This window comes from Streptomyces bungoensis (assembly GCF_001514215.1).
Classification (GTDB): Bacteria; Actinomycetota; Actinomycetes; order Streptomycetales; family Streptomycetaceae; genus Streptomyces; species Streptomyces bungoensis.
Genome location: NZ_KQ948868.1, coordinates 37985 through 53801, shown reverse-complemented (window position 1 = coordinate 53801; position 15817 = coordinate 37985). Strand labels below are relative to the sequence as shown.

The window sequence follows — 15817 nt, the reverse complement described above, 5'->3', positions numbered from 1 at the left end:
CATGCCCGAGATCTCCGAGTCCGCCGCCCGTGCGGCGCGTGACCTGCGCGTGGTGTTCAGCCGGCTGCGGCGCCGTATCCGCGAGGTGGCGCAGGACGCCGACCTCACGCCGTCGCAGGAGTCGGCGCTGTCGCTGGTCGGCAAGCACGGGGCGGCCACGGCCAGCGCGCTGGCCGCCGCGGAGGGCGTACGGCCGCAGTCGATGGCGACCACGCTGGCCGCCCTGGAGCAGCACGGCCTGATCCGGCGCGCACCCGATCCCGACGACGGCCGCCGCCAGCTGGTCACCCTCAGCGATGCGGGCCGGGCCCGCGTCGAGGGCAACAAGCAGCTGCGCGAGGAGTGGCTGGCCCGCGCCTTCGAGGACCGCTTCACCCCGGAGGAGCGGCAGACCGTCCTGACCGCACTGGACCTGCTGGAACGACTCTCGCGGCCGTGAGGGGCCGCCGTCCTGCGGTGAACGGGGTCCGGTCCCGCCCGGCGGTCGGCGCTCCGGGCACCGGCCGTGAAGGCGTGACCCGCCGCCCCGCCCGCCCGGCACGCCGCGTCCGCGGGCAGACCGCCGGCCGGCTGCGGAGGCGCCCGGACCCCGGCGCTCCTGGGCACGTCCGCCGCACGGCGGCCCTCCCTCTGCCCGCTCACCGGCCCGGCCGCCCGGCCGGTGACACTCCCCGCCGGCCGTAGCCTCGGCCGGCCCCACTCCGGACCACACCCTGGAAAGGCCCGAACCACCCATGGCACTCACCACGCTCGACCCCCGGACCGCCCTCGTCGCGATCGACCTGCAGAACGGCATCGTCGGCATGCCCACCGAGCCGTGTCCGGCGAAGGAGGTCGTCTCCCGTACGGCCGAGCTCGCCGACGCCTTCCGCTCCCGCGGCCTGCCGGTGGTGCTGGTGCGGGTCTCCTTCGCGCCCGACTGGGCGGACGCCGTGCCCGGGCGCACCGAGCGGCAGGCGCGGGGCCTCGCGTTCCCGGAGGGCTGGGACCTCGTCGTCGACGAGCTGTCCGGCCACCCCGGCGACATCCGCGTCACCAAGCACAACTGGAGCGCCTTCCACGGCACGGACCTCGACGTCCAGCTGCGCCGCCGCGGGATCACCCAGATCGTGCTGACCGGCATCGCCACCAGCATCGGCGTGGAGTCCACCGCCCGTGACGCCTACGCCCACGGCTACCACGTCACCCTGGCCACGGACGCCATGGCCGACAGCGACCCCGAGGCGCACGAGGGCAGCGTGCGGCGGATCTTCCCGCGGCTCGGCGAGTCCGGCACCACCGCCGAGGTCCTCGCGCTGCTGGAGCGCACCCACGCATGACCGGCGGTCCCCGGTACGGGCGGACCCACGCCCGTACCGGGGGCCGGGTTACCATGCGGCCACGCAGCCGCGCCGCCCAGGCGACGGAAGGGCGAACCAAGGGGGCTTGGAAACCGGATGCCGGTCAAGGTCAGCGTCGTCGTACCCGTGTACAACCCCGGACCGTACATCGAGGACTGCATCGCCTCGCTGCTGCGGCAGTCGCTGCCTCCCGACGAGTACGAGGTGATCTTCGTCGACGACGGCTCCACCGACGCCACCCCGGCCCGGCTGGACGCGCTCGCCGCCGAGCACCCGCACATCCGCGTCTTCCACCAGGAGAACTCCGGCTGGTCGGGCAAGCCCCGCAACGTCGGCATCGAGGCCTCCCGCGGCGAGTTCGTGATGTTCGTCGACAACGACGACCAGCTCGGCGACGAGGCCCTGGAACGGATGTACGCGTACGGAGTCGCCCACGAGGCCGACGTGGTCGTCGGCAAGATGGCGGGCAAGGGCCGCACGGTGCCGGTCGAGCTGTTCCGCCGCAACCGTCCGTACGCCACGGTGGCGAACGCCCCGCTGATCGACAGCCTCACCCCGCACAAGATGGTGCGGCGCTCCTTCCTGGAGCGCACCGGGCTGCGCTACCCGGAGGGCCGGCGGCGGCTGGAGGACCACGTCTTCTTCGCCGAGGCGTACCTGCGCGCGGACAACGTCTCGGTGCTGTCCGACTACGTCTGCTACTACCACCTGGCCCGGCCCGACGCCTCCAACGCGGGCTTCCAGCGCTTCGACCCGGTCGGCTACTTCAAGAACCTCCGCGAGGCGCTGGACGTCGTCGAGCGGTACACCGAGCCGGGACCGCTGCGCGACCGGCTGCTGCGCCGCTGGCTGCGGGTGGAGATGGTGGAGCGGATGACCGGGCGCCGGCTGCTCGCGCTGCCGGACGACTACCGGCGCGAGCTGTTCCAGGAGATGCGCGCGGTGGCCGTGGAGCGCTTCGGCCCCGGTGTCGCCCCCGGGCTGCGGCCGGCGCAGCGGATCACCGCCGCGCTGATCCGGGAGAACCGGTACGACGACCTCCTCGCCTACGCCGAGTGGGAGGCCGGCGTGCGGCCCCGGGCCACCCCGACGGGCGTCGAGTGGCACGAGGGCACCCTGCGGGTGCGGTTCGACGCCGAGTACCACGACGCCGGCGGCGCGCTGACCGTGACCGCGGACGGCCACCGCCCGCCCGCCGACGGCGCGCCCGCCGACCCGGCCGAGGCGGCCGCCTGGCTGGCCGGAGCCGCCGACGACGGCTTCGGGACCGCGACCGCCGACCTGGTGCTGCGCGACCGGGAGAGCGGTGCCTCCTTCTTCCAGCCGGTCGAGCTCACCCGCGCCCGGGTCCCCGCCGGGGACGGCCGGACACGGCTGGTGCTGCGCGGCACGGCCACCGTCGACCCCGCCGCCGCCGCGGGCGGCGCCCCGCTGTCCGCGGGGCTGTGGGACGCCCACGTCCGCGTCGCGCTGGGCGGCTGGACCAAGGAGTGCCGGCTCGGCCCGGCCCCGGCGCCCGCACCCGCGCTGCCGACGGCCGGCCTCGTCGCCGGCCGGATGGTGCTGCCCTACTGGACGCAGCGCCACCGCAACCTGTCCCTGGACGTCGACCGGGCCGTGAAGTCCCTGGGCCTGCACCGGCTGACCCCGGCCGACGCGACGGTCTCCGACCGCGAGGTGCTGACCGTCGCGCTGCCGCTGTACGTCCCGGACACCACCGAGGTCACCCTCCGGCTGACCGGTGGCGCCGGCGGCCGGACGCTCGACCGGGCCGCCGTCCTCACTCCCGCGGACGGCGCGCACGCGCTGCTGCGGGCGGCGGTGCCGCTGGGCGAGATGCGCAACGGCGTGTGGCGCACGGAGCTGCGGCCGGCCGGGGACCGCGGGCTCGGGCTGCCGCTGCTGCTGCGGGCGGGCCGGGCGGACGTCCAGGTGGTCCGCCGGCCGCCGCGCGGACTGCTGCGGCGGGTGGCGGGCCGGGCCCGGCGCATGCTGGGCGGCCTGCTCGGCGGACCGATGACGACGCGAAAGGCCTGACGGAATGCGGCAGTTGGAGATATCCGGCGCCTGGGTGCTGGAGCCGAAGGTGTTCCCGGACGAGCGGGGCAGCTTCCACGAGTGGTACCGGGGCGAGGAGTTCCGCGAGGCCACCGGCCACGACCTCGCGCTCGCCCAGGCCAACTGCTCGGTGTCCCGGCTGGGCGTGCTGCGCGGCGTGCACTTCGCCGACGTGCCCCCCGGCCAGGCCAAGTACGTCACCTGCGTGCGCGGCGCCGTGCTGGACGTGGTCGTGGACATCCGGGTCGGCTCCCCCACCTTCGGGCGGTGGGAGGCGGTACGGCTCGACGACGACACCCGGCACGCGATGTTCCTCGCCGAGGGCCTCGGGCACGCCTTCATGGCGCTGACCGACGACGCCACCGTGGTGTACCTGTGCTCGACCGGGTACGCGCCGGGGCGCGAGCACGGGGTGCACCCCCTCGACCCGGCCCTGGGCATCGACTGGCCCGCGGGCATCGAGCCGGTGCTGTCGGAGAAGGACGCCGCGGCGCCCACGCTCGCCGAGGCCGAGCGGTCCGGGCTGCTGCCCTCCTACGCCGACTGCGCCGCCCACTACGAGCGGCTGCGCTCGGCAGGGTCGGGCGGCTGACGCGATGAGAGGCCACCGCCCGCCGACACCGTGCGTCGGTGTCGGCGGGCGGTGGCCTCCCCGGCCGGCTTCACCGGCCGGCGGCGTGCGGGCGGCTCAGCGGTCGACGGCGTACTGCGCCACCGCGCGGCGCAGCGGCTCCCAGCCCCGGGCGCGCTTGGTGCCCCGGTTCCGGGCGGCCACCAGCGGCTTCCAGAAGCCGGCGGAGAGGAACTCCTCCGGCTTGACCGCGACGGTCCGCTCCAGGACGGACTCGGGGACCTTCTGCGGGTCCGGAACCTCGAACTCCGCCATGATGTCGTCGTACTTGTCCTGGAGCACGGTGTTGCCCGGGTCGGCGCCGAACACCACCAGCTGGCCGGTGGGCGCCGTGTCGACCAGGACCAGGGCCAGGTCGGGGCGGTGGCGGCCCAGGATCTCGACCAGCTTGTAGACGTCCCCGGTCCAGGCGTCGGTGTGCCGGTCCCGGGCGGCCTCGTCCACGTTGCGCGGGAGCATGTCGTCGAAGACGATCACGCTCGCCCAGTCCGCGTGCTTCTCGATGTTGATGAAGTCCCGCAGCGCGTACTCGAACAGGTGCATGCCGTCGATGAACGACAGGTCCAGGGTGGTGCGCCGCCAGTAGCCGAACGGGCTGCGGTTGCGGGCGAGGTTGCGCAGCGGGTGCCGGCCGCCCCGCAGATGGGCGAGCGGGTTCTCGCGGGCGAAGAAGTCGTCGCTGGTCGCCTTCGCCAGGTGCACGTCGCAGCGGATCTCCGTGACCACCTTGAACGCGGGGTCGATCGCGATGCTGGGCACCCGGGACAGCGTCAGGCTGCGGCCGTCGTTGACGCCGATCTCCAGGTAGTTGCGGTTCGCGGTGACCTTGTGGAGCTCCCGCAGGAACTCGTGCCGTTTCACTGGGACATCTCCTTGCGGATGTGAGGCAGTGCTTCGTACAGGGCGGAGCGCCACTCCCTCGGTGGCGCGAGACCGGCCTCCCGCCAGCGTGCGTGCCCGAGGGCGCTGTAGGCGGGGCGGGGTGCCGGCCGCGGGAAGGAGCCGCTTTCGGTGGGCCGTACCCGGTCCGGGTCGGCGCCGGCCAGCCGGAACACCTCGCGCGCCAGTTCGTACCAGCTGGCCTCGCCCGAACTGGTGGCGTGCAGAACGCCGTGCGCGGACGTGGCACCGAGGTCGGCGACGCGGGCGGCCACGTCCGCGCTCCAGGTCGGCTGCCCGCGCTGGTCGTCGACGACGTCCACGGTGTCCCGGCGGGCCTCGAGTTCCAGCATGGTGCGCACGAAGTTGCGGCCGTGCGCGCCGTACAGCCAGGCGGTCCGCAACACGACCGCGGCGCCCGGGAGTTCCTCCAGCACCGCCCGCTCCCCGGCGAGCTTGGTGCGGCCGTAGGCGGTGCGCGGGGCCGGCGGGTGGTCCTCGGGGTAGGGGGTGGCGCGGGTCTCGCCGGAGAAGACGTAGTCGGTGGAGAGGTGGATCAGGCGGGCGCCGCGCGCGGCGCAGGCGCGGGCGAGCAGCCGGGGGCCGTCGCCGTTGACGCGCAGGGCGCGCGCCTCGTCGGTCTCGGCGTCGTCGACGGCCGTATAGGCGGCGCAGTTGACGACGACGTCGGGGCGGTGGGCGTCGAACGCGTCCCGGACGGCGCCGGGTCCGGTGATGTCGAGCGCCGACCGGTCCAGGCCGGTCACGTCCTCACCGCGGCCCGCCAGTTCGTGGACGGTGTCGCGGCCGAGCATGCCGCCCGCGCCGGTGACCAGCCACCTCATCGCGTGTTCCGGTGCTTCAGGGCCTCCCACCAGTCCCGGTGCTCCCGGTACCAGGCGACCGTCTCGGCGAGCCCGGTGGTGAAGTCGCGGCGGGGCCGGTAGCCGAGCTCGTCGCGGGCCTTGCTCCAGTCGACCGAGTAGCGCAGGTCGTGGCCCTTGCGGTCGGTGACGTACTCGACCCGGTCCCAGCCGGCGCCGCAGGCATCGAGGAGCAGTCCGGTCAGCTCCTTGTTGCTCAGCTCGGTGCCGCCGCCGATGTTGTAGACCTCGCCGGGGCGGCCCTGGGTGCGCACCAGCTCGATGCCCCGGCAGTGGTCGTCGACGTGCAGCCAGTCGCGGACGTTGCGCCCGTCGCCGTACAGGGGGACCGGCAGGCCGTCCAGGAGGTTGGTGACGAAGAGCGGGATCACCTTCTCGGGGAACTGGTGCGGCCCGTAGTTGTTGGAGCAGCGGGTGACCCGGACGTCGAGGCCGTGGGTGCGGTGCTGGGCGAGGGCCAGCAGGTCGGAGGACGCCTTGGATGCGGAGTACGGCGAGTTGGGCGCCAGCGGGTGCGTCTCGGGCCAGGAGCCGGACTCGATGGAGCCGTACACCTCGTCGGTGGAGACGTGCACGAACGTGCCGACGCCGTGCCTGAGCGCCGCGTCCAGCAGGGTCTGGGTGCCGACGACGTTGGTGCGGACGAACTCGCCCGCGCCCTCGATCGACCGGTCGACGTGCGACTCGGCGGCGAAGTGGACGACCTGGTCGGCGTCCGCCATCAGCTTGTCGACGAGTCCGGCGTCGCAGATGTCGCCGTGCACGAAGTCGAGCCGGGGGTGACCGGCGGGGAGGTTGGTGAGCGTGCCGGCGTAGGTCAGCCGGTCCAGCACGGTGATGCGGGGGGCGCCCGGCGGGTCGTCGGCGAGGAGCATGCGGACGTAGTGGGAGCCGATGAACCCGGCGGCGCCGGTGACGAGGAGATTCATGAACGGATCTGCACCTTGCTGTGGTCTCCGAGGACGAGGCGGTGGGCACTGGGTACTCCGGGCGCCGGGGTGACCTCGACGTGCCGGCCGATGAGCGAGGACTCGATCCGGCCCACGCCGGCGATCGAGGAGTCCCGCAGCACGATGGAGAACTCGAGTTCGCTGTCGGTGATCCGGCAGTTCTCCGCGATGGAGGTGTACGGCCCGACGTAGGAGCCGGTGACGACGGTGCCGGCCCCGATGACGGCCGGTCCCACGATCCGGGAGCCGACGATCCGCGCGCCCTCCTCGATCACGACCCGGCCGACGGTCTCGGACGCCTCGTCCACATCGCCGTCGAGGCGCCGCTGCACGCCCTCCAGGACGGTGCGGTTGACCTCCAGCATGTCGCCGACGTTGCCGGTGTCCTTCCAGTAGCCCCGGATGACCGTGGAGCGCACGTCGGCGCGGTCGTCGATGAGGTGCTGGATGGCGTGGGTGATCTCCAGTTCGCCCCGCCAGGAGGGGCGGATGGCGCGGACGGCCTGGTGGATCGCGGGCGTGAACAGGTAGACGCCGACGAGCGCGAGGTCGCTCTTGGGGTGCTCGGGCTTCTCCTCCAGGCCGATCACCTGGCCGTCCGCGTCGAGTTCGGCGACGCCGAAGGCGCGCGGGTCGGGGACGCGGGTGAGGAGGATCTGGGCGTCGGGGCGGCTGGCGCGGAACTCCTCGACCAGGGTGCGGATCCCGCCGACGACGAAGTTGTCGCCGAGGTACATCACGAAGTCGTCGTCGCCGAGGAAGTCCCTGGCTATCAGCACCGCGTGGGCGAGCCCGAGGGGGCGTTCCTGGGGTATGTAGGTGACGTCGAGGCCGAACTTCGATCCGTCGCCGACGGCCTCCTCGATCTCGGCGGCGGTCTCCCCCACGATCATGCCGACCTCGGTGATCCCGGCGTCGGCGAGGGACTCGAGCCCGTAGAACAGCACGGGTTTGTTGGCCACCGGCACGAGCTGTTTCGCCGACGTGTGGGTGATCGGCCGCAACCGGGTACCGGACCCACCGGAGAGCACCAGAGCCTTCATTGGCCATACCTTAACGGCGATCGACCCGATGTGGCCCTGGATTGTCATACCGGCTTGTCCTACCGGTTTGTCATGGCCTCAAGTGCCGGCTCCGACTCCGGCTCGGGCTCAGTCCTCGCCGCGCACTATGTTGCCTTCCGGGCCCGCCCACGCCTCGGGCCGGGCGTCGCGCTCGAGGACGGCCGGCAGACACGTGCGCATGCGTTTGCCCGGCCCTCGGGGAGCCTTCTCCCAGCCCGTCTCGGTGGCGGGGACGGCGGGTTCGTCACTGGTGCGCGCGGTCGTCACGTCGCTCATCTTCCTTCTGCTGCCCGGGGCCGTGGCGGCGTTGCCCTTGCGTCCCGGCCCGTGTCCGGTGTGTGCGTGTCCGGGTCCCCGCGCCGCACGGCACGCAAACCCGGACACGCCGGACGGCACCGGTCAGGTGCGGCCGCCGCCCCCGCCGCCGAAGGACCCGCTGGAGCCGGGCGACCAGCGCGGACGGCTCTGGTCCTCGGCCGGCCGGGTCCCGACGTTGCCGAGCTGGTGGGGGGTGAGCCGTTCACTCCCGTCGGCCGCCCGGGGCACCTCGTGGGGCTCCCGGATCTCCTGGGTCTCGCGGACCGGGCCGGTGGGCGGCAGCTTCGGCTGCTCCTCGGGCCGCGGCGGCGGCGACTCCCGCCGGCGCACCCGCATGCCCACCCAGACGGCCCACGCCAGACCGATGGCCAGGGCGAACCCCCCGACGAGGAGAAGGATGTATCCAAAGGCCCGGCCGCCTCCGGCTGCTTGGTACATGGCTGTGTCCATGAGCGCCGGGTACCCGGGGCGGCGGGCCGGATGCCTGACCGGAGGCCTGTCAGCCGATCGGAGCAGCGGCGGCGAGCGTGGGGCGGCGACGGCACCGGCGAGCTTCGCCGTCCGGTGGCACACGGAGAATCCGGCGGCCGACGCACCGAGCACGGCAGGCTCAGGCCCCGGAGGCACGGCTTCCCCGGCGACCGGCCCGCCCGGCTTCTCGAGGCCGGGGAAGGCCGCCACCCGGCACCGGACACCGGGCACCGACGCGGTGCGCGGGGTGCGCGGAGCACGGCCCTACTCACGCCGGGGCCAGGCCGGACGGGCGGCGCACGGCCCCCGCCCGCCGGGCCAGGCCGGACGGGCGGAGCGCAAGCGCGACCGGTGGGAGACGAGCCGGGCACGGCGTCGCAGGCCGCACCCGCGCCCGGCACAGCGCGAGCCGGACCCGCGACAGACCGTGCCCGGCGGCTCAGGCGTGCTCCGGTCTCGATGCCGCCCGTTGCACCTCGGCCTCGATCTCGCTCCGTGACCGCCCGGTCTGCTTGGCGTACTCGGCCAGGGCCGCCTGCGCGTCACGGGCCAGGTCGCGCCAGGCGCGCAGGGCGGTCTCGTAGGTGCCCGACTGGGCGCCCCTCATCCCCCGCTCGGCGGGCGGGCCGTAGGCGTCCCGCAGGTCCTCGACCGTGGTGTGGGCCGCGTCGGCCGCGCGCTGCTTCTGCACCAGTTCTTCGAAGGTGTGTGCCACATCAACCGACCCTAGGCACCGGCGGCCGGGTGCGCCTCTCCACGCCGGGGGGAAGCACCCGTGTGGCGGGTCAGCCGTCGGCCAGGAGCTCGGCCCAGACCTGTTTGCCGCCGCTGACCGGCACCGTCCCCCAGGCGTCGGACACCGCCTCCACCAGCAGGATCCCCCGGCCGCCGGTGGCCTCCCAGCCGATGTGCGTGGGCTTGACCGGGCTGCGCGGCGAGGTGTCGGCGACGGCGAGCCGCAGCCGGTGGCCGACCAGGCTGAGGTCGAGACGGACCTGGCCGTCGGTGTGCACCAGCGCGTTGGTGACCAGCTCGGACACCACGAGCAGGGCCGAGTCCAGGGCGTCCGGCGGCACGTTCCAGGTGCGCAGGGTCCGCTTGGCGAAGCGGCGGGCGTGCCGGGCGGCCTCCGGAACCCGCCACACGGTCCAGCTCTCGCGCAGCGGCCGTACGGCCATGCCGTCGTAGCGCATCAGCAGCAGCGCCACGTCGTCGACCCGGTGCGCGCCGGTGAGCAGGGCGTCGGCGACCAGGCCCAGGTGGCCGGGGTCGGCGGCGGTCAGGGCGCGGCAGAGCCGGGCCATGCCGACGTCGAGGTCCTCCTGGGCGGTCTCCACCAGGCCGTCGGTGGTGAGCGCGAGGATGGCACCGGGCTGGAGCCGCAGCGGGGTCATCGGGAAGTCCGCCTGGGGAAGCACGCCGAGCGGCGGCCCGCCCTCCGCGGCGAGGATCTCGGTGGCGCCGTCCGGGTGCCGCAGCACCGGCGGCAGGTGCCCGGCGCGTACGCACCAGGCGGTGCCCTGTTCCATGTCGACGTCGACGTAGGCGCAGGTGGCGAAGAGGTCGGTCTCCATGTCCAGCAGCAGCCGGTTGGCGTGCGCGACGACGACGTCCGGCGTGTGGCCCTCCACGGCGTAGGCGCGCAGGGCGGTGCGCATCTGGCCCATGAGGGTGGCGGCGCCCGCGTTGTGGCCCTGTACGTCGCCGATGACGAAGGCCACGTGGTTGTCGGCGAGCTGGATCACGTCGTACCAGTCGCCGCCGACCTCGAGCCCGGCGGTGGTGGGCAGGTAGCGGGCGACGGCGACCGCGCCGGGCAGCCGGGGCAGCCGGCGCGGCAGCAGGGTGCGCTGGAGCATGCCGACGAGTTCGTGCTCGGCGTCGAAGGCGTGGGCGCGCAGCAGGGCCTGGCCGGCCAGGGCGGCGCAGGCGGTGAGCAGGGCGCGTTCGTCGGGCCCGAAGACGTGCGGCCGGTCCCAGCCGATCAGGCAGGCGCCGGCCATCCGGCCCCCGGCGGGCAGCGGCAGCACGGCGAGGCCGCCGGGCCCGACGCCGGCGAGGGCGGGCTCCAGCGGGCTGCCGGCGGGCCAGATGCGGGAGCGGCCCTCGCGCAGGGCGGCGCCGAGGGTGGGCATGGCGCGCACCGGCGCGTCGGGCCATTCGGTGCGCCACTCCGAGCGCCACACGTCGGGCCACTCCTCGGGCTCGGGCGGGTCGAGGACCGTGACGACGAGGCGGTCGTTCTCCAGTTCGGCGAGGGCGATGCGGTCGGCCCGCAGGGGTTTGCGCAGGGCGGCGACGACGGCCTGCCCGACGTCCTTGACGGTGCCGGCGGTGGCGAGGGCGGCGGCCAGGCGCTGCACGCGGGCGACGTCGGTGACGTCGGAGCGCAGGGTGGAGGCGTCCGCGACGGTGCCGACGAGCCGGGCCGGGCGGCCCTCCCCGCCGGGCAGCAGGCGGCCGCGCAGCCGCAGCCACTTGGGCGGGCCGGAGGGCTGCAGGATGCGGAACTCCAGCTCGCGCTCGCCGATGGACATGTGGTCGGCCTCGACCACCGACATCAGGGCGGGCAGGTCCTCGGGCACGGTGAGGCCGAGCAGCGTCTCCACCCGGCCGTCGAACTCCTCCCGGCGGAGCCCGAACAGCCCGAGGATCGAGTCGCCCACCTCCACCCGGCCGGTGTCCATGGCCAGGCTGAAGCCGTCGGCCGTCAGTTCGCCGGCGTCGGCGGCGGGGCCGGCCGGGGCGGGCACGTGGATCACCCGGGCGATCAGCTCCAGGCAGGCCCGGTCGTCCGAGCCGAAGCCGCCCGGCTGCTCGCTGACGGCGAGGAGGCAGCCGCGGCCGGCCGGGCCGAGCGGCAGGGCGGCCAGGGAGAAGTCCGGGGACGGGGTGCGGCGGGACTCGGAGCAGGCGGCCAGTTCCTGCGGGCTGCGCCACACCGACCGTCCGGTGCGGTGCGCCTCGGCGATCACGGAGTCGCTGGTCACCGCGTAGCCGTCGCGCAGGCCGTACAGCGTGCGGGGCAGGCCGGCCGACTCGGCCAGGCGCAGCACGGCGGGGTCGTCGCCGGGCATGTACACCCCGGCGAACGCGGCTCCCGCGAAGACCAGTGCCTGTTCCAGGACGCGGCGCAGCCGGTCGGGGGCGGCGGGCGTGGCGGTCAGCGTGGAGAGGGCGACTTCCGCGCGTTCCGTCCTCGTTCTGCGCACCGCGGCGCCCTCACTGGCCACTTCGCCATTACAGCGCGTATGAGCCGGTCGCGCAGCCCCTGTGCGGGCTCCCGGCACGGCACCGGCCCCGGCCGCCCGAACGCGGCCGAGCACGTCTGCACCCCCGCGTCGCGGACGGGCGGTACGAGGTGTCCCCGCTCGCCGTGCGCCGGGGGTCCGCACGAGAGAGCCTTGAATCCCGGGGAGCGACGCGCGGCCGTACGAGGAGGTGGTCGGCGTGTCCGACGGGCCGGAGGCCGGGCGGGCGCCGGCGCCCGCCACGGCGCGCAGCCGCCGGCCACTGCTGTCGCCGGCGCTGGCAGCCCTGCTCGAGGAGCTGCACGCGCACTCCGGCGCGGTCTACCTCCTCCATCCCGAAGAGCCCGTCCTGGAGATGGCGGTGATGGCGGGCATGCCCCGGGCGTTCGCCGCGCCGTGGGAGCGGGTCGGGCTCAGCGCGCCGATCCCCGTCGCGGACGCGGTCCGGGAGCGGCGTCTGGTGTGGGTGAGCGGCGAGGAGGAGATGGCGCGCCGCTATCCGCGGATCGCGGTGGTGCTGCCGTACCCGTTCGCGCTGGCCGCGCTGCCGCTGGCGACGGCGGACACCGTGTACGGCGCCGTGTTCGTGACCTGGCCGGGCGGGCATCCGCCGGAGCTGACCGACCGGGAGCGCGAACGGCTGAGGGCCGGCTGCGACCGGCTGGCGCGGGCCGCCGAGGAGAACCGGCCGCTGGGCCGCGAGGCCGACCTGCTGGCGGCACCGGTCTCCGGGGTGGCGGGCACGCTGGGGTCGGTGGAGGCGGCGCGGATGGTGGCCCGCCTGCCCTACGGCCTGGTCTCGCTGGACCTGCACGGCCGGATCGCCTTCGCCAACCCGGCGGCCGCCGAACTGCTCGGCCGGCCCGCCGGTGAGCTGCTGGGCACCCTGCCCTGGGTGTCGGTGCCGTGGCTGAACGACCCGATGTACGAGGACCGCTACCGGGCCGCGCTGATCAGCCAGCACGTGACGTCGTTCGTGGCGCTGCGCCCGCCGGGCCAGTGGCTGTCGTTCCGTCTGTATCCGAGCACGACGGGACTGAGCCTGCGCATCAGCCGGGCCCGGCCGGTGGCGGAGATGGCGGGTCCGGCGCGAAAGCCGGGCTCCGGGCCCTCGCGGCTGGTGACCATCTCGCAGGTGCTGAGCCTGGCCGGGGCACTGACGGAGGCGGTGGGCGTCCAGGACGTGGTGCAGCTCGTCGCCGACGAGGTCGCCCCGGCGGTCGGCAGTCAGGCGCTGGTCGTCCTCGGTTCCCAGGGCGGCCGGCTGCACGTGCTGGGGCACCGCGGCTACCCGGACCCCCGGGTCGTGGAGCGGTTCGACGGGCTGCCGCTGACCGAGCGCACCCCGGGCACGCACGTCCTGGTCAGCGGCGTGCCGGCGTTCTTCGACTCGCGGGAGCAGCTGTGGCGGCTGTATCCCGACCGGCACTGGGACACGCCGTTCGCGGCCTGGGCGTATCTGCCGCTGATCGCGTCGGGGCGGCCGGTGGGCACGTGTGTGCTGGCCTACGCCGAACCGCACGTCTTCCCCGCCGACGAGCGGGCGGTGCTCACCAGCCTCGGCGGGCTGATCGCGCAGGCCCTGGAACGGGCCCAGCTGTACGACGCCAAGCACGGGCTGGCCCAGGGACTGCAGGAGTCGCTCCTGCCGCACTCGCTGGCGCCGCTGCCCGGTATCGAGGCGGCCGCCCGCTACCTGCCGGCGACGCAGGGGATGGAGATCGGCGGCGACTTCTACGACCTGGTCCCCACCGGGCCGCTGGCGGCGGCGGTGATCGGGGACGTGCAGGGGCACAACGTGACGGCGGCGGCGCTGATGGGGCAGATCCGCACGGGAGTGCGGGCGTACACGACGGTGGGCCAGGAGCCCCACGAGGTCATGCGCAGCACCAACCGGCTGCTCGCCGACCTCGGCGCGGAGCTGTTCGCGAGCTGCCTGTACCTGCGGCTCGACCCGGTGCGGGGGCGGGCCGTGATGGCGCGCGCCGGGCATCCGCCGCCCCTGCTCCGGCGCCCGGACGGGCGGGTGCGGGTGCTGGACCTGGCCGGCGGGCCGCTGCTGGGGATCGACGCGTCGGCCACGTACCCGACGACCGAGGTGTCCCTGGCCCCCGGTTCCGTGCTCGCGCTGTACACGGACGGCCTGGTGGAGTCCCCCGGCGTGGACATCGAGGACTCCCTCGTCGACCTCGGCGCCCTGCTGGCGGAGGCCGGCGACCAGCCGCTGGAGCACCTCGCCGACGCACTCGTCCGGCACAGCGCGGCGGCCCGGCGACGAATGGACGACGTGGCCGTACTGCTGCTGCGGGCCCATGGGGCCGACTGAGCCTCGGGCCGGGGCCGGTGCGTGAGGATCCCGGGCCACGACCGGGAACGGGTGTGGTCCGGCCCTCCCGCCGGAGGACCGGACCGTCCCTGCCGGCCGGAACCGCGGTGGGCCGGTCAGGGAGTCTCGGAGCGGCTCAGGCCCGGGGGTCCAGGGAGCCCGGAGCCGGTGCCGGACCTGTCAGTTGGAGCCGTTGAGGGACGAGCCGTCACCCGTGCCGGACTGGTCGCCCGTACCCGTGCCGGTCCCGGCACCGTTCTGGTCGCCGGCCGTGGCGGACGGGTCGGCGGTGCCGGACTGGTCGCCCGCGCCGTTCCCGGCGCCGTTGTCGCCGGGCGAGGCCGAGGGGGCCGCGGTGCCGCTCTGGTCGCCGGCACCCGCCTGGCCGCCGGCCCCGTTGCCGCCGTTGCCGCCGTTGCCGAGGGTGGCGCCGGTGGCCTGCAGGGCCGCGGTGACCGGCTGGAAGAAGGTCTCGCCGCCGCTGGTGCAGTCGCCGCTGCCGCCGGAGGTGAGGCCGACCGCGCCGCCGTCCTGGGTGAACAGGGAGCCGCCGCTGTCGCCGGCCTCGGCGCAGACGTTGGTCTGGATGAGGCCGTTGACCGTGTCGACGCCGCCGGGGTTCGTCTCGCTCTGGAAGTTGACGGTGGCGTCGAGGCCGGTCACCTGGCCGTTGTGCAGCCCGGTGGTGGAGCCCATGCGGAAGACGGTCTCGCCGACGGTCGCGTCCGCGGCCTGGGTGATCTGCACGGTCTGGCCGTTGCCGGCGTTGACCTCGCTGGGCGCCTGCGTGGTGGCGTCGTTGTACTTCACGAGGGAGAAGTCGTTGCCCGGGAAGGTGGCCTGGTCGACCGTGGCGATGGGCTGCCCGTTCTGGGAGTCGGACCAGTCCTTGGCGGCGACCCCGCAGTGACCGGCCGTCAGGAAGGCGGGGGTGCCGTCGGAGGCGGTGACGTTGAAGCCGAGGGAGCAGCGCACGCCGCCGCCCTGCACCTGGGAGAAGATGGCGTCGCCGCCGGAGACGAGGGTCTTGAAGGCGCCGGCGGACTTCTTCAGGGTCGCCATGCCCGAGCCGAGGCTCCGCACGGTCGACTGGAGCTTGTCCCACTTGGCGCCGGTCACGGTGGAGTCGGCGGTGACGGCGACCTTGTTGGTGCGCGGGTCGATGGCCCAGGCGGTGCCCGGGATGGTCGCCCTGGTCTTCAGCGTCCTCGCGGCGGCCTTGAGCGAGGCGGTGGTGTTGTCCACCCGACGCACGGCGGCGCCCGCCTTCTTCGCCTGCACGATCACGTTCTTGTCGCCGCTGACGACGTTGACGACCAGTTGCTGCTTCGCACCGTCGTAGTAGGACCCGGCGAGGGCGTCACCGAGGGCCTTCTGCAAGTGCGCGGACAGGTTCGAGGCGTCCGCCGCCTTCAGCGTCTTCACGGTGCCGGCCGCGCCCGCGGCCTGGTCCTTGTCCTGGGACGCGTTGGCGTTGGGCAGCAGGAGAGCCGCCGCTCCGAGCGCCGCGACACCGCCCACCGCTATCGCGGCCTTGCGCTTGGGCATTCGCTTGTGACTCAAACTTCTCGACCTCCTGGGTACGGGGGTCTGCCGTTGTCGGGCAGTCGTTCGGGGGGCGCCTGGATGGCTGTAGGTACGGGCG

General features: G+C 74.6%; 14 protein-coding genes. 5 read left to right on the top strand and 9 right to left on the bottom strand.

Annotated features, from left to right (window positions below):
• Position 1: 1 nt before the first annotated feature.
• The 4 genes from AQJ66_RS28370 to rfbC all read left to right on the top strand — a co-directional run bounded on the left by AQJ66_RS28370 (position 2) and on the right by rfbC (position 3990).
• A complete protein-coding gene (locus AQJ66_RS28370) occupies positions 2–439 on the top strand; it encodes a MarR family winged helix-turn-helix transcriptional regulator (protein ID WP_061927765.1) in 438 nt (145 codons plus the stop codon).
• A 295-nt stretch (positions 440–734) separates the two neighbouring features.
• On the top strand, positions 735–1319 hold the full coding sequence (locus tag AQJ66_RS28365; protein WP_061927763.1) for an isochorismatase family protein: 585 nt from the start codon (positions 735–737) through the stop codon (positions 1317–1319).
• A 117-nt stretch (positions 1320–1436) separates the two neighbouring features.
• Positions 1437–3377: a glycosyltransferase family 2 protein gene (locus AQJ66_RS28360; RefSeq protein WP_061927761.1), complete on the top strand. Its 1941-nt coding sequence runs from the start codon at positions 1437–1439 to the stop codon at positions 3375–3377.
• A gap of 4 nt (positions 3378–3381) precedes the next feature.
• Positions 3382–3990: a dTDP-4-dehydrorhamnose 3,5-epimerase gene (gene rfbC, locus AQJ66_RS28355; protein WP_061927759.1), complete on the top strand. Its 609-nt coding sequence runs from the start codon at positions 3382–3384 to the stop codon at positions 3988–3990.
• Positions 3991–4086: 96 nt separating this feature from the next.
• Here the strand turns inward: rfbC and AQJ66_RS28350 are convergent, their stop codons facing one another.
• The 8 genes from AQJ66_RS28350 to AQJ66_RS28315 all read right to left on the bottom strand — a co-directional run bounded on the left by AQJ66_RS28350 (position 4087) and on the right by AQJ66_RS28315 (position 11828).
• Positions 4087–4890 (bottom strand): class I SAM-dependent methyltransferase, encoded by an 804-nt coding sequence (locus tag AQJ66_RS28350; RefSeq protein WP_061927757.1) that lies wholly within the window; start codon positions 4888–4890, stop codon positions 4087–4089.
• Positions 4887–5753, bottom strand: a complete 867-nt coding sequence (gene rfbD / locus AQJ66_RS28345; protein WP_061927755.1) for a dTDP-4-dehydrorhamnose reductase — start codon at positions 5751–5753, stop codon at positions 4887–4889. The genes AQJ66_RS28350 and rfbD overlap by 4 nt, the downstream gene beginning before the upstream one ends.
• Positions 5750–6721: a dTDP-glucose 4,6-dehydratase gene (gene rfbB, locus AQJ66_RS28340; protein ID WP_061927753.1), complete on the bottom strand. Its 972-nt coding sequence runs from the start codon at positions 6719–6721 to the stop codon at positions 5750–5752. Before rfbB ends, rfbD begins: the two co-directional genes overlap by 4 nt.
• Positions 6718–7785, bottom strand: a complete 1068-nt coding sequence (locus AQJ66_RS28335; RefSeq protein ID WP_061927751.1) for a glucose-1-phosphate thymidylyltransferase — start codon at positions 7783–7785, stop codon at positions 6718–6720. The genes rfbB and AQJ66_RS28335 overlap by 4 nt, the downstream gene beginning before the upstream one ends.
• Before the next feature lie 108 nt (positions 7786–7893).
• On the bottom strand, positions 7894–8082 hold the full coding sequence (locus AQJ66_RS28330; RefSeq protein ID WP_061927749.1) for a hypothetical protein: 189 nt from the start codon (positions 8080–8082) through the stop codon (positions 7894–7896).
• A 123-nt stretch (positions 8083–8205) separates the two neighbouring features.
• Complete coding sequence (locus AQJ66_RS28325) at positions 8206–8574, bottom strand: DUF6479 family protein (RefSeq protein WP_244162962.1); 369 nt, start codon at positions 8572–8574, stop codon at positions 8206–8208.
• A gap of 460 nt (positions 8575–9034) precedes the next feature.
• A complete protein-coding gene (locus AQJ66_RS28320) occupies positions 9035–9310 on the bottom strand; it encodes a hypothetical protein (RefSeq protein WP_061927745.1) in 276 nt (91 codons plus the stop codon).
• 70 nt (positions 9311–9380) lie between these two features.
• Positions 9381–11828, bottom strand: a complete 2448-nt coding sequence (locus AQJ66_RS28315) for a SpoIIE family protein phosphatase (RefSeq protein WP_061927743.1) — start codon at positions 11826–11828, stop codon at positions 9381–9383.
• A 208-nt stretch (positions 11829–12036) separates the two neighbouring features.
• On the opposite strand from AQJ66_RS28315, the gene AQJ66_RS28310 reads away from it, so the two are divergent.
• The gene (locus tag AQJ66_RS28310) at positions 12037–14172 is read left to right on the top strand and encodes a SpoIIE family protein phosphatase (RefSeq protein WP_425264312.1); all 2136 of its coding nucleotides are present in this window, start codon (positions 12037–12039) and stop codon (positions 14170–14172) included.
• A 180-nt stretch (positions 14173–14352) separates the two neighbouring features.
• Here the strand turns inward: AQJ66_RS28310 and AQJ66_RS28305 are convergent, their stop codons facing one another.
• A complete protein-coding gene (locus AQJ66_RS28305; RefSeq protein WP_167359192.1) occupies positions 14353–15735 on the bottom strand; it encodes a S1 family peptidase in 1383 nt (460 codons plus the stop codon).
• Positions 15736–15817 lie beyond the last annotated feature (82 nt).